This window comes from Tichowtungia aerotolerans (assembly GCF_009905215.1).
GTDB classification, from domain to species: domain Bacteria; phylum Verrucomicrobiota; class Kiritimatiellia; order Kiritimatiellales; family Tichowtungiaceae; genus Tichowtungia; species Tichowtungia aerotolerans.
Genome location: NZ_CP047593.1, coordinates 2,492,816 through 2,507,400, shown reverse-complemented (window position 1 = coordinate 2,507,400; position 14,585 = coordinate 2,492,816). Strand labels below are relative to the sequence as shown.

General features: G+C 53.5%; 9 protein-coding genes. All 9 read right to left on the bottom strand.

From position 1 onward, the window contains the following. Positions 1–4: 4 nt before the first annotated feature. The gene (locus GT409_RS10245) at positions 5–2,596 is read right to left on the bottom strand and encodes an alpha-L-rhamnosidase-related protein (RefSeq protein ID WP_160628995.1); all 2,592 of its coding nucleotides are present in this window, start codon (positions 2,594–2,596) and stop codon (positions 5–7) included. A 15-nt stretch (positions 2,597–2,611) separates the two neighbouring features. Further along, positions 2,612–4,147, bottom strand: a complete 1,536-nt coding sequence (locus GT409_RS10240) for a sialate O-acetylesterase (RefSeq protein ID WP_160628994.1) — start codon at positions 4,145–4,147, stop codon at positions 2,612–2,614. Next, positions 4,144–5,583 carry an MFS transporter gene (locus tag GT409_RS10235; RefSeq protein ID WP_160628993.1) on the bottom strand — a complete coding sequence of 480 codons (1,440 nt, stop codon included), beginning with the start codon at positions 5,581–5,583 and terminating at the stop codon, positions 4,144–4,146. The genes GT409_RS10240 and GT409_RS10235 overlap by 4 nt, the downstream gene beginning before the upstream one ends. Continuing rightward, on the bottom strand, positions 5,583–7,316 hold the full coding sequence (locus GT409_RS10230) for a right-handed parallel beta-helix repeat-containing protein (RefSeq protein WP_160628992.1): 1,734 nt from the start codon (positions 7,314–7,316) through the stop codon (positions 5,583–5,585). Before GT409_RS10230 ends, GT409_RS10235 begins: the two co-directional genes overlap by 1 nt. A 33-nt stretch (positions 7,317–7,349) precedes the next feature. Further along, complete coding sequence (locus GT409_RS10225) at positions 7,350–8,720, bottom strand: sulfatase-like hydrolase/transferase (protein ID WP_160628991.1); 1,371 nt, start codon at positions 8,718–8,720, stop codon at positions 7,350–7,352. Beyond that, positions 8,720–10,093 carry a sulfatase family protein gene (locus GT409_RS10220; protein ID WP_160628990.1) on the bottom strand — a complete coding sequence of 458 codons (1,374 nt, stop codon included), beginning with the start codon at positions 10,091–10,093 and terminating at the stop codon, positions 8,720–8,722. The genes GT409_RS10225 and GT409_RS10220 overlap by 1 nt, the downstream gene beginning before the upstream one ends. After that, positions 10,090–11,493, bottom strand: coding sequence for a sulfatase family protein (locus tag GT409_RS10215; protein ID WP_160628989.1), 1,404 nt, complete (start codon positions 11,491–11,493; stop codon positions 10,090–10,092). Before GT409_RS10215 ends, GT409_RS10220 begins: the two co-directional genes overlap by 4 nt. A gap of 21 nt (positions 11,494–11,514) precedes the next feature. Next, positions 11,515–12,879 (bottom strand): sialate O-acetylesterase, encoded by a 1,365-nt coding sequence (locus GT409_RS10210; RefSeq protein ID WP_160628988.1) that lies wholly within the window; start codon positions 12,877–12,879, stop codon positions 11,515–11,517. Between the two features lie 172 nt (positions 12,880–13,051). Continuing rightward, positions 13,052–14,584 (bottom strand): sulfatase-like hydrolase/transferase, encoded by a 1,533-nt coding sequence (locus tag GT409_RS10205; protein ID WP_233231528.1) that lies wholly within the window; start codon positions 14,582–14,584, stop codon positions 13,052–13,054. Position 14,585 lies beyond the last annotated feature (1 nt).

Below are 14,585 nucleotides of genomic sequence, written 5' to 3'. Positions count from 1 at the left end.
AAAATTATTCAGCCGGAGCCATACATCCTTCAATTTCGTAGTGGCCGCTCGCAAAACAAACATAGTCATCACACACGTCAGTCACACCTGTCACCTGAGACACAGGAGTACGATTGACGGTCCAGTCATGGACCTCTCCAAACGGAAAATGGATTTCGGCGACAGCTCCCACGGGAATCGAAATGTTCCACGCAATCTGTTTGCCGTCCTGCTTCCAGTCGGAGACAATCAGTCCCTGCGGAGAAGCGAACGAAAACGAGCAGGATGGAATGGAAAACGGAATCACCGGTGCCAGTCGGAAGCGTTTGAAGCCGGGACCTTCAACCGTCGGTTCAATGCCGACCAGCGCCTCATAAATCCAATTGGCCGATGCGGCCAGTCCTTCCGCCTGAACCAGAGAAGCTGCTGCCGGCATTTCAGGAAAGCCCCACACTTCAGCAATCGTCCCGCCCGTTACAGAAAGCATTGCATATGGTGACGGGTAGGTATCGCGCGTGGTCTGTTCAATCGCCACATCGATGTATCCGTTGCGGGCCAGCAGACTCAGCAGCGGACCGGTCAGCCGCGAGCCGGTTGTAAGATGATTGTTATTTTTGCGGATATCCTCAACCATTTCATCAATCAGCGTCTGAACCTGATCCTCCGAAACTATCTCGGCGCAGATCAGCAGAGTATTGATACCCATCCGAGACGCACTGTTTTCTTCTGCATAGAGGCCGGTTGCCGGATTCAAAAACTGCCGGTCAATTTCTGCCCGAAGATGCACCAGCAACGGCTCGACTTTCTGGGCAAGATCATCTCGCCCCAGCAATTCAGCGGTCTTCACAAACTGTTTGCCCTGCCATAACGCCATGGCACTGCTTCCAAAATCTACATCTGTCGGTCGCGGGCTGCCCTTGGGGCTCAAGTCGTATGCCGCCGTAAAATCCATATGGTCAGCCGCAACCCGTTTCCGGGGAAGCCCATCTGAAAGCAGGCATTCAAAGTAGAAGGCACACAAGTCGAGATAACGCTCGGCAGATTCCCGGTCGCCATAGAAGCTGTACAGATTCAAAGGAGTCATTCCGTAGTGAAAACCGTCCGTCGTAAGATAGCCCAGTTTTTGAGCCGACCCGTTCTTTTTGACCATGGTTTTGTATGGCTCAATATTGCGCCGGGTCAATGTAACCGTGACAGGCGCGCCGGAGGCTTCGCGAGCCACCGAAGCATCCTCCATGGCTTTGCTGGCCATCCCGTGATTGTCAAAGGCATACCATGCATGCGGATAAGAGAGATACGAAATATTCGAATTCCCGCCGCACCGCTCGGCACCGGGATTGTCCTGATAGGTTCCCTGCGTATTCAGCAGAATCGAGAGCGCCGCCGCGTCGGCCACCGCCTGAAGCTTGGGATTGCCAACCTGCAGTTTTCCAACCATTGGAAGATCATTATGAATCTCAAGCGCCTCCACGGCTCCTTCAGGAAGCGGCTCGGACAATCCGGTAATTTCCACATAACGAAAGCCGGTGTAATCAAACGATGCATGATAATCGAGCGGCTCATCCGCGCTCTTCACAAAGTCGCAAAAGCCCCACGCCATCAACCAAGGTCCTCGGCCGGGTGCCGGCTTTTGCCGCAACCGTCCGCCCAGACTGCCACGCCATTTTGGACGCAGCATGCCCGGATGATCCACATCTGTTCCGTCCGGATATTTGTCAAACGTCACCCGCGTCTGAGCCTTCAACGGCTTCGCGGGATAATCGCCGGCCAGCAGGTCGGAATAACGGATTGAAACCTCGGCATTGGCCGGAAGTTTTACCCGGGCCTTGCCAACCGTCATTCGCCCGAAGTCATAGACCCACACCCCCGGCTGCGGCTCGTTCACGGCCACCGGCTTGAGGCAGCGAACAGCTCGCTGCGGCGGCAGACTGTCCGACACCAGCTTTGGATTAAAATCGGCAGCAACCTCTGCGGAGCGCCAGTTTCCCGTCGGCCGGGTTGCATCATAGGCTTCCCCCACCCAAAACGCTGCACGACGGATTGGGCCGGACCCCACCAGCCAGGATGGATCGGAAATTACGGGCGACCCGTCTCCAATATCCAGACAAAGCTTTAAGACTGGAGTCTGGCGGTAAATAGAATGGTGGGAACCCAGCGCTTCGTTCAACCGGCCCGGAGCAACGGTAATGCGGAACTCATGCTCCCCGGCAGCAAGGTCCAGGTCAAACTCCTGATAACGGGCGACTGTATCATAATGCGTAACGTTCGGAGCCAACGCATGGTTGCCGATTTTTTTATCATCCAGTTCCGCCTGATAATAGCCCAGCCCGCAGATTTTCAGTTGAGCGGACACTGCCGGCCTATCCAGATGAAACCTCTTGCGGAAAACAACCGGCACCGATGCTTCAGCAAACCGTTCCTTAAACAGCTCCCGATGCTCATCGGAAAGCTGTTTGTTCGGCAACTGGTTTAAAAAAGCCGAGTCCTCCCATGAGCTGACAAACGCATCCCGTGGAATATCGGCGCAACCCGTAATCCACTGAGCATCGCCCCACTCGTCTCCAGGCGCACTGTTCAACAACAGAAGAACTATACCTGCTGTGATAATTCGCTTCATGGTTCCTTTCAGGACCTATTTCTGTGCAGAAAACGGCTCGGCAGGCAGACCGGAACTGTTCTGCAACGTCACTGGCGGCTCGACCCAGTTGTGCCATGCGTATCGAACAGAAACCGGTTTGCGAACCTCGGGACAGGTCAGTTCAACTGCATTGCTGGATATGATTTTTGCGGCTGCCGGATGATATTCGCCGTCCGCCCCCGCGATCTCGAAACCGGGCACGTCCGCCTTGCCGTCTGACGTTTCGAGTCCTTTTTCCGAATATTGGAAAACCACGCGAACAGCATCTTCTTCTTTTTCCAGAGTTTGGAAAGCCGGGCCTCGCGAAACCACATCGCGACCATACACCTGTTCCATTGCAAGCAGGCCGAGGCGTTCTCCAACCGGCTGTTTTGCCCACGGATGTATTTCTTCCTTTTCGCCGCAATCAATAGAAAGAGCCATGCCGGTGTGCGGCACGGTATCGCGCGTAAACCGCTGGGCATCACGCAGCCCCGGCCAATCCTGCGTCGGATGGTTGTAGGCGGAAATCTGCACGAAGAAGAACGGCCAGTCAGGACGATCCCACAGCTTGCGCCAGGCATCGATCATGGCTGGGAAAAGGACCCGGTATTCATCAGGCTTGCCGGCATTGCTTTCGCCCTGATACCAGACAATTCCACGCGCAGTGTAAGGGATCAACGGCTTCAGCATGTTTTCGAAAAGAACAGTCGGCGCCTGTTGATTGAGCGGATTGTCCGGACCGGGCTTCGGAACCGGCTCCGGCGCAGGTCCCTCTCTGGTTTTTGCCCATTCGCGGCGGGCGCGCCAAAAATCCCAGAAGGCATCCTTTTCCTTCTGCCACTGTTCTGTCGTTTTATCAGAAGCCAATCCGCCTCGGATCGCACTCGCCAGATACTTCAGCTCCGGTTTTTCGTCGAGAGCCCACGCCGGCGTCCAGGCCTCCGCCGGCGTTCCGCCGTATGAACACTGAACAATCCCAACGGGTCCACCAACCTGCTTCTGCAGGTATTCAGCAAAATAAAAAGCGACTGCGGCAATCTCATTATTCGGGCCGGGTTTAAATTCTTTCCATGCCAGCTGCTCGGCATTCATCGGATCGGGCGGCAGCCCGGTCTGCTGCGGAACTTTCATGAAACGGATTTCCGGGATGGTCATTTTAAGCCGTTCGTCGCCGCCGGTTGAATTGCGAAGCGGCATCACCATGTTGGATTGACCGGTCGCCAGCCAAACCTCTCCAACGACGATGTCGTTGAGGGAAACCTGAATCTCGGAACTTGAAACATGAAGAGACCGGGGTTCAGAAGAGGCTTTTAACGGATCAAGAACCACTTTCCACTCGCCACTCGCACTTGCCACGGCCGTTTTCTTCTGCCCGGCAAACGAAACCGTGACGGGTGCTCCCGGGTCTGCGGTTCCCCATACGTTCACCGGCATATCACATTGCAACACGGCGCCGTCGTTGAAAACCGGGGCAACCCGTACCTCTGCAAACACCGCACTGGCTGTCACCCCCGCAACCAGTACCAAAATATATTTTTTTATATTCATTCTGTGATTTCCTTGATGGTATTTCGATTAATCGGATAGGCGCGCAAAAGCACCATGGCTGAAATCATTATGATCGGACCGCAAATGAAACATAAGGTGGCAATATTGCGTGCGGCCTCCGGAGTCTGCTCTTTTGCGCCGGATACAATGCCGGCGGTGGCCAGCAGCATCGCGCAGATATTGATGCCGATCGATCCGGCCGCCTTGCTGCAGAAGGTAAAGATGGCTGCATAGCTGGCGTTTTTCTGTTCACCGGTCTTCTTCTCATTAATCGCCGCCACATCCGCAATCATGGAACTGGCCAATGGAACCACCAGTCCGCATCCACCCCACCAGCACATCTGCAGCAGCGCAAACACAAGCGTTGAAAGATGAATCGTTTCACCGAATATCGTAAATGCCCCCTGCTGCGGGTTCATCATTCCGCTGCGGAATACAGCCAGCAGCCCAAGGCCTCCGAAAACGGCCAGCACCATCCCGATAAATCCGGCCGGCTTTTTGTCAAACCGGGTTACCAGTTTTGCCAGATTCAAGGAGCAGAATGCGAAGGCCAGCATTCCGCCGCCATGAACAATCGATTTCTCAACAGCACTGAACTTCATATAAAAGATGTAAACAAACATCTGTGTTGTTCCCATCAGCATCATGGCAAACTGGGCAATAACGAAAAAAATGAAGACTTTTACTGCGAGTCGATCTTTGAAAATGGCCAAAAAATCCACCCAGAACGCTTTTAGGTTGTTCCCCCGGACCTCTTCGTTCCGGTTGTCCAGGGCAAACTGACGGGTTCCCCAGCAGCAAACGGAGACCAGTACGACAATCACAATCCCCATGATGACCGCAAACCGGTTATAGTTGGAGGCGAGCAGGGAACCATCCACCATGTCTCCTGCATCATTCAGACGTTCTTTAAAGAAAAACGGCCACGCCATGGCTCCGGCGAAAAAATTGGTCAACTGATTAATAAAAAACCGGACGCCCTGAAGGCGGGCACGGTCTTCATAATCAGGACAGATTTCGAACCCCAGCGCCGTGTACGGAACCATGTAGACCGTCAGCGCGGTGCGGACCATCAGGTTGAAAGTCAAAGCTGCCGCAAAGATAACTCCGGCACTTCCCAACAGCTGCGGAACGGTCCAGAACATAAAAAAACTGATGGCCGCCAACAGCCCGCCGACCAGCACGTATGGATGGCGCCGGCCCCAGCGGGTTCGGGTATTATCGGAAATATGCCCCATCACCGGATCGGTGACCGCATCCCAGAAAATGGCAATGCTGATAGCGACTCCCGCCCACCCCGGGTTCAGGCCGAGAATCTGGGTCAGGTAGATCATGGCAAAGTTATTCATGCCGTTCATGGTGATGGAAAATGCGCCATCCCCTACTGCATATTTAAAAATACCGAGCTGGCTCAGTTTTTTGACCGGGTGCGTCATCAGCGATCCTTTTCCAGAAGAGTTACATGTTCGCCAATGATCGCTGAGGGATCACCGGAGCCGCTTTCAAAAACGTTATTGGACAAGGCCAGCCCGTCGACACCATCAAACCGGGCGCAGGGTCCGGAAAATGCCCGAACCGAGTTGTCTTCAAAAAATATATTCTGCTGCTGCGCAGATTTCGAAGGCCGATTTCCCAACCGGGCCCACTCGACATGCACCGGTATGTGATTATTGACAAAAGCACAGTTAAGAATCCGGTTATTGCGGATTACAAGATTGCGGGCCCAGAAGCCTTCAGGCCAGTCCGGTTCGTTCTGGATTTGCATAGCGCAGTCGGAAAGCCGTTCAAACCGGTTGTCTTCAATCAGTCCGTATGATGCCTTGATGAACACACCGAAACGGCGTCCGTCATGCATATAATTATTCCGATATACAAACCAGTTTCCGGTCCGGTTCGGATTATAGGCATGGTCATAGATTTTCCATCCGCGCTGATCGTATGCAGTTCCTTTCGGAGCGAGGTTCAGGCCGGTCACCTCATCCTTCAGGGTCACCACATCTTTTTTCAAGGATATCACTTCTGTTTCTGCGAGTATTTCCCCGGTTTGCGGGCGGAAGAACACGAGCGGATCGCCCGGTTCGATTCGTTGAGGCCGGGTGATCCGAAACTTTTTCGGCCCCAGAACCTCCACCACATAAAACGGAAGGCTGTACACGTTCAGGCAGTCGTCAGAAAGCCCTTCGAACTCACACCCTTCGATCCACGGCCCGACCTTGGCCGCCTGGCAATGAACACCGTCTGCACCGTTGACCAGCAATCGGCCGTTTTTAAGCTTTCCGCGACAGTTCAGCACATTCAGCCGGGATGTATCCGCCCCGACAAACAGTGATCCCGGAACTGCATGAAATGTAATCCGGTCGAATGTGATGTTTTCATTTCCGAAATATTCACATCCACCGGACGCCCGGCACACTTGCGCATAACGGTCCCCTACCTGCAAAAATTCAGCAAACGGCTTATCCAGCACGATTTTAAATGTGTCTTTCCCGGTCCGTTCACAGGAAGAACGAAACAGAACATTCGGCGCACCCGCTTTCAGTTTCCCCGGGAACTGAGGATCTTTCAGCATGCCCCAGGAAGCGTAGGCACTGAAAAAAGGATCATCCAATGCAGGAAATCCATCGTCCGTTCTGACTTCAATCCACTTTTCAACGGGATCGGATGCAATAACGGTTCCCTGAGAAAAAGGCAGCGGATCGTAGTCTACACTGAAATTTCGCACAATGATGTTCTGACATCCCTGGGCCTTGAAGAAGCCGGCGCTTGGGCGCTGAATCAGAACAGAAGCCCCCTGTCCGTCCACCACCACATTTTCCAAACCCCGGAAAAACAGAACCGGTCGTTCTTTCTGCGAGTACGCCCCGCCCCCGGGATTCACATCATACACGCCGGGTTCAAACCGCAGCTCCGCATTTCCTTTTCCCAATGCTTTCACAGCAGCCTGTATGGCCGTAAAATCATTGGTGCCGTCATTGGGAACAGCCCCGTAATCACGAACATGGATGACCGGCAGTCTGTGCAGCTCCCGCAACGGGCTGCCGCGATACCGCAAAATTTTATCGGCAAGCGCCTGAGACGAAGACGGAGCTTCGGCAGCAGCAGAAAACGCAGATAAGACAAAAAAGAAAAAGCCCTGTTTAAGAGCCTGTTTGAATACTGTTCTGTTCATACGTTGATCACCCTGTTTTTCAATGTGGATCAATTACTGCTGAGGATCTGTCCATCGCGCAGGAGGCATAGGATTCAGCCAGTTGTTATAAACCATGGACATGGTTTTAACTTTTTCAGGCATTGATGCCGACAAATCCGTCTCTTCGCCAATATCCTCAATCACGTTAAAAAGCATCCATGGTTTGTTTTTCATACGCACCAGTTTGAAATCTCCTTCGCGCATTCCGCACTGCCCGTCACGATCCCAAAAAAGCCGCTCATGCGGAGTTCCGGACGCGGTTCCGCGAAGCCACGGAAGAACATTAACACCATCCAGCGGTTTCCCTGCCGGCTCCGTGCCTCCGAGCGCGGCAAACGTCGGCAACAGATCCAATGAGGAAACAGGAACATCCAGCGTCCGATCTTTCACCAGCCCCGCCGGCCAGTTCCAGATAAACGGCACCCGGACCCCGCCTTCAAACGTGGTCCCCTTTTCTCCGCGAAGCAGCCCGTTATCCGCTCCGTTTTTTTCGGGTCCGCCGTTATCGCTCAGAAAAACAATCAGGGTATTTTCCCGTTTTCCCAACTCGTCGAGAGCAGAAACAATCCGACCGACATTCCAATCCAGATTATCCACCATTGCGGCATACGTCCGTCGCTTATGATCCTGAATATGGCTGTATTTCTCCAGATACTCCTCCGGTGCTTCCAGGGGAACGTGCGGTGCATTATAGGAAACATACATGAAGAGCCGGCGGTGCCTGAACCCTTTCATAAAAGCAATGGCCTGTGTCGTCAGCAGATCCGTCAGATATCCCTTCTGAGGCGGAAGATCAATTCCGTTGATCTCCAGCGGCGTTCCATACATATACAGGTCCGTCACCGGACGATCCGGCGGGTTGGCCCATTCTCTCATCTTGTCGGCGTACTGTTCCGGAAAAAAGCAGTGGCCTCCGCCGAGGAAACCGTAGAACTCGTAAAATCCCCGGTTGTTTGGGTGAAAACATTCTGAGCCCCCCAGATGCCATTTGCCATACGCCGCAGTCCGGTATCCGGCCCGAGTCATTACATCGCCAAGGGTTTCTTCTTCAACATCCAGTCCCAGCGGACTGCCGCCCTCCTGGATAGCCGGATTGTGCCGGAATCCGTGCCGCTGCTGGTAACGTCCCGTCATCAACCCGGCGCGACTCGGCCCGCAATACGGGGCCGAAACATAACCGGAGGTCAGTTGAATACCGGTTTCGGCCAATTTGTCGATATTGGGTGTTTCAATATCCCTGCAACCGTATGCGCCAATATCTCCATAGCCGAGATCGTCAGCAAGAATGACGATAATATTCGGCGGCTCCGATTCTGCTGCAACAGCGCACACAAAAGAAAGTGCGGCCGCAAGGGCCAAATAAAACAACAGCTTTCTCATCATCACTTCTCCGCCGGAAGGGTTTTATTCCATTGATCATATTCCTTCTGCAACCGTTCCCGAACTTCGGGATACTGTGCGGATAGGTCATTGTCTTCATGAATATCGTCTGAAAGACGATACAGCCCGGTTCTCTCGCCACCCCATGAAAAACCGCGCGGTTTCGGGGTGCGAATGGCTTCATGCACCAGCTTCCACTCACCGCTGCGGATCGCCCAGACCGGCGTTGGCGGCGGATGCGGAAAACGCCAGCAGATATTTCTTTCCGGCAAATCATCCCCATCGCGGATCACGGGAAGCAGATTCAGTCCGTCCAGATTTTCGGGTACCGTTGCGCCGGCCGCAGCCAGTGAAGACGGCAGCAGATCCAATGAGGAAACCGGCGTTTTAACGGTTTGTCCAGCCGGCACCGTTCCTTTCCACTGCATGGCAAACGGAACACGGGCTCCGCCTTCGAGCAGGTCGCCCTTTTCGCCGCGCAGCGGCCCATTGTCCGCAGAGGTGACAACGGTCGGGCCGCCGTTATCGCTCAGGAACCAGATTACGGTATTTTCTTCCATCTTTTTTTCACGAAGCATGGTCAAAATGCGACCGATCGTATCATCTAACGCAGAAACCATTGCGGCATAAACCTGTCGCGGATGTTTCAGCTTCTGCCGTTCAATATAATTGATGGGATCCGGCACCTTGGTCAGGTGTTCAAAGCGGTCGAGATATTCCTGCGGAGCCTGCAGCGGCGCGTGCGGCGCATTGAATGCGAGATACAGGAAGAACGGTTTTTCTGAGTCCTGGGTCATAAATTCCATCGCCTTGTCACCGAATACAAATGTCAGGTAATCGGTCACTTTCTGCGGCACTCGATTCTCCTGAATATGGGGAATGTACTTTGCCTTTCCGGTCGGCATGAAAAAGGTGCTGCCGGGCAGGAATCCGTAAAACCAGTCAAAGCCCCGATCCAGCGGATGGCAACCTTCCATCGTTCCCTGATGCCATTTCCCAACCATGCCGGTCCGATAACCGGCATCATGCATATAATCCCCGAACTGTTTGACAGAAGCCGGAATCCCCATTTTATCAATAATCTTGTTTTCTTCGCGGCCGAAACGGCTCTGGGACATTCCTGAAAGCAACCCGGCGCGCGACGGAGCACATTGCGGAGCGGTCACATATCCCTGCTCAAACTGCACGCCGTTGGCAACAATGGAATCGATATTCGGCGTCGAAATATCTTTGCACCCGTTAAAGCCGACATCCCCGTACCCCATGTCGTCCACCAGAATCAGAAGCACATTGGGTTTCTCCGCGGCCGACTGTCCCGCCAGCGGAAAAAGTACGGTCAGCACCAAAAGTCGTTTTATGTTTTTAATCCATTTCATTGTTTATCTCTCGTTAGGTTCTCAGATGCCGGCAGCGATCTCTCCCATTGGTCGAACTCCGCCTGTAGTTTCTGTCTGATCTCGGGATACTGCCCGGAAAGATCATGATCTTCATGAATGTCGTCAGAAATACGGTACAGGCCGGTCCGGGCCGTCCGGGTAAACCCTTTGTGTCCGTCTTTCCTCTCCGCCTCTTTCACCAGTTTCCAGTCGCCATCACGAACCGCCCAGACCGGACAGAACGGCGGAAATGGAAAACGCCAGTATAATGTACGCTTCGCCAACGCTTTTCCATCCTCCATCAAAGGCAACAGGTTGACGCCGTCGAGATTTACGGGAGCAGATACCCCGGCCGCAGCGAGTGCTGTCGGCAGCAGATCCAAAGACAGAACCGGTGTATCGAGCGTCTGGCCCGCAGGAATGGTTCCTTTCCATTGCACGGCAAACGGAACGCGCGCGCCGCCTTCGAGGAGATCACCCTTCACGCCGCGCAGCGGGCCGTTGTCGGCCGAAGTCACCGCAGTCGGTCCGCCGTTGTCGCTCAGGAAATAAACCAGCGTGTTTTCCTCCAGCCCTCTGTCGCGCAGCGACTGCAAAACCTTGCCGATGGTATCGTCCAATGCGGAAACCATAGCGGCATACACCTGCCGCGGATGTTTAATGTTCGTTTTGGTGTATCTGCACAACAGCCCCGGCTCGCCGTCCACCGCAAGATGTTCAAATTTCTTCAGATATTCCTCCGGCGCCTGCAGCGGTGCATGCGGCGCATTAAACGCCAGATAAAGGAAGAACGGTTTTTCTGACTTCTGTCCTATAAACTCAACCGCTTGGTCGCCCAGCACAAAAGTCAGATAGTCGGTCACTTTGATTCTTTGCGTACCGTCAAACATTCCGGGAATTGTATCGGCTCCGTCCGGCGGAAGGAAAAAGGTGCTGCCCACAAGAAATCCGTAAAAGCTGTCGAATCCCCGCTCCAGCGGACGGCTTCCCGGCATGGTTCCTTCATGCCATTTGCCGACGAGTCCGGTGCGGTAACCAGCGTCACGCATATAATCGCCGAACAGCCGGATATCGACCGGCAGCCCCAGCTTATCGATGCTGTGATTCTCTTCTCGGCCGAACCGATTCTGACGCATCCCGGAAAGAAGCCCCGCCCGTGAAGGAGCACACTGCGGCGCCGTCACATATCCTTCTAAGAAATGAACGCCTTGGGCGGCAATCGAATCGATGTTCGGCGTGGGGATATCCTTGCAGCCGTTAAAGCCCACATCGCCATACCCCATGTCGTCCACCAGAATCATCAGGATATTCGGTTTTTCGGCCGCCTTTGCAGTCTGATCGATCAAAGGCAAAAAAACTGCACCGGCAAGAACCCATTTAATTGTATTTAATAAACTCACAACCCCTACCTCTTGTATAAATTAACGCACTTCTTTCAAAAACAGTGACGCCAACAGACCGGCATCATCATGCAATGTCAGCTTTGGATTCACATCCCATCCATAACGAACGCATTGAACTGATTCGTTGATCGGAATCACCACCTGATTTTTTTTGATCTTTGCGGAAACAGGATGAAATGCATTTCCGTCTTCCGAAACCTCAAACCCTGCAAGCTCCGGCGAACTGCTACGCACCTGCCGGCCGAACGTCTCAAACTTCAACACTAGTTCGTCTCCCTTTTGATCAGCAGACTGAATCAGAGGTCCGCACCATGGCGTATTATGCTGATACGCCTTGCTTAATGCGGCATTGGCCGCCAGTTCTCCGACCGACCGTTTGTTCAACGGGTGGATATCGTTCATGTTGCCGTACCCGATGGTAACCACCATGACTGTATTATCCGTTTGATCCAGCGTACGGCGCTGCTGATCGCGCACGCAGATCCACGGCCCCTCCCGGTTTACAGCTGCATATTCGGGAAGCTGGATAACAATGAACGGAAAATCACTGCTCCTGTCTTTTCGCCATCCATCAATCATGGATGACAAAAGTTCCGCATACAGCGGTGCATCTGTCGGGTTGCTGTCTGCTTCTCCCTGATACCAAAGGGCTCCTTTAATCGCATATGGAACCAACGGATGAATCATTGCGTTATAGTTCAACGCCACGGCATGCGGGGTGCGTGGAGTCGTGGGGGGAACCGGCTCCGATCCTTTTTTCGTTTTCCGGTACTGTACCCAGGCATTGTTGTACTTCAGATAAATATCCCCCAGCTCCATCAGTCCCACCGGCGTTCTCTGTTCTGCCGAAAGACCTATGCACCGTTCTTCAAATTCCGATGCATACTGCCGTAGATCCGGATTGGATTTCAGGGCATCCACCGGCATCCAGTTCTGAATACGGAAACCGCCCCATGCGGACTGGATCACAGCCACCGGCGAATTCATTATTCGACTCAGCCTGCATGCAAAATAATAACCGACCGCGGAGAGTGAGGCACTGTTTTCTGACGCACAGACAATCCATTGGCCGCCAGCCAGATCATCCTGCGGCTGAAGGTTCAAATTGATCGGCATCGTAAAGAAGCGGATCAGAAGCTGATCGGCCAGTTTCAGACCGGCTTCCACGCCATCGCTCTTACCGACATTAATACCCACATTGGACTGTCCGGACGCCAGCCAGACTTCTCCGAACAAAACATCTGAAACCATAAGTGTTGCCTCGTCATCCGTAACCGTCATCACATACGGCCCGCCCCTTCCGACCGGAGACAACACGGTCTCCCAGCGGCCATCGGCATCCGCCACGGCATCAAGCGTCTGCCCGGCAATCGAGATTTTCACACCGGCTCCCGGTGATGCCCAGCCCCACACAGGACCCCGAACTTCAGCCTGAAGTATCATATGCTCAGAAAAAACACGTGGTAGCGACAACCCTGCAGCTGCTATTGAACAAGTGCAACAGTAATACCGCCACACTTAGTATGACCTGTTTTTTCATCATTTCTGCCTTTTTTCACAGCCCTGCCTCTTCCAGTGAAGCGCGCATTTTCCCTAAAGGCAGATTCGGATCGTTATATGTCTCTGCATAATTCAAAAGCGCTTTGGCCATGCGAATGCGGACCGGAGCCAGCTCCGGATCGACGGCACGGTTTACCAGCTCGGCCGGATCTTTCTTCAGGTCAATCAGCCAGATCGGTTCGACAGGACTGGCAATCAGTTTATAGCGTCCGTCGGTCACCATCAGCCATGCGGTTCCCTGCCGAACGGCGGGGCTCCGGGAAAAAATCAGATTTTTCCAATCCTTGGAAACCGGCTCTCCGCGCAAAACAGCGGAGGCGTCGCGACCCTCCGACGGTTTCTCGGCAGAAACGCCAAGCAGGCTCAGCAGAGTCGGTTTGAAGTCGATTGTATTCAGCGCAACATCGGTACGAATACCGGCAGGAATCAGGCCGGGTGCGGCAATCACAAACGGAATGCGCGCCGACGCTTCATAAGGAATTCCCTTGTTCTGCCGGCCGTGTTCACCGCGCATATCCCCGTGATCGGAGGTAAACAGAACAATCGTTCGGTCAGTAAGTCCCAGATCATCAATCTTTTTCAGCATCTTGCCGACATTATCGTCAATACACTTGACCATGCCGAAATAGATATCGTCTTTGTCCCCGGGCTTACTGCCGGTAACCCGCGCCCAGGCCGGCGCAGTTTTCGGGTCTTTCTTTCCGGTGTACGGCACTTCGAACGGTGCATTTTTATACATACTGTGGTAAGGCTCACGCACCAGATCGGGCCCGTGCGGATCAGGAATACTGACCATGCAGCAGAACGGTTCGTTTTTATGCTGCTCAATAAATTCAACAGTCCGATCCGAAAGCCAGTCGGTCATAAATGTTTTTTCATCCCCGATTTCGGTCGGATAAAACATTTCCGGATTTCTTCCGTCCGGATCCGAAACAACTTTTTTTCCGTGCCAGCAATCAAACATATAGCGGTTGTCTTCAAACCCCAGGCCCCGTTCCGGCGGCACCCAGCCAGTATAATATTCCGGTGCGGCATACATGTTGCGGGCAGGCTTGCCGGTTTTTTCCTCCATATGCTTTATGATTTCGTCCTGAAGTCCGTCCAGATGCCATTTCCCAATGTATCCGGTCGAATAGCCGGCCCGCTGCAGCGCAGTGGCAAAGGTTTCGATGTCCTGATGAATACGAACGTCATTTTCGATGACCCCGGTATCCATGGGATAGAGGCCGGAAACAAAGGATGCGCGCGACGGTCCGCAGATGGGACTGGCGCAATAATAAGAATCGGCAACCAGTCCGCGGTCGGCAATCGAATCGATGTACGGTGTTTCAACAACCGGCGTCCCCCATATCAGCGCTTCCTTTTCCGGCAGTGTCCGGCGATAACAGCCCAGCGTGCGGAAGTTGTGCTCATCCGTGTGGATAATCAGAATATTATACGGTTTCCGAACCTTGGAAACGGCTGACGCACCGAATGCGCTCAGCGCAAGAGATGCACCGGTTAATCCCATAAAATTTCTGCGTTTCATT

What these genes read in the sequence shown, in the direction of transcription:
- GT409_RS10245 (WP_160628995.1), bottom strand. Translation starts at nt 2,596, where the DNA reads ATGAAGCGAATTATCACAGCAGGTATAGTTCTTCTGTTGTTGAACAGT.
- GT409_RS10240 (WP_160628994.1), bottom strand. Translation starts at nt 4,147, where the DNA reads ATGAATATAAAAAAATATATTTTGGTACTGGTTGCGGGGGTGACAGCC.
- GT409_RS10235 (WP_160628993.1), bottom strand. Translation starts at nt 5,583, where the DNA reads ATGACGCACCCGGTCAAAAAACTGAGCCAGCTCGGTATTTTTAAATAT.
- GT409_RS10230 (WP_160628992.1), bottom strand. Translation starts at nt 7,316, where the DNA reads ATGAACAGAACAGTATTCAAACAGGCTCTTAAACAGGGCTTTTTCTTT.
- GT409_RS10225 (WP_160628991.1), bottom strand. Translation starts at nt 8,720, where the DNA reads ATGATGAGAAAGCTGTTGTTTTATTTGGCCCTTGCGGCCGCACTTTCT.
- GT409_RS10220 (WP_160628990.1), bottom strand. Translation starts at nt 10,093, where the DNA reads ATGAAATGGATTAAAAACATAAAACGACTTTTGGTGCTGACCGTACTT.
- GT409_RS10205 (WP_233231528.1), bottom strand. Translation starts at nt 14,584, where the DNA reads ATGAAACGCAGAAATTTTATGGGATTAACCGGTGCATCTCTTGCGCTG.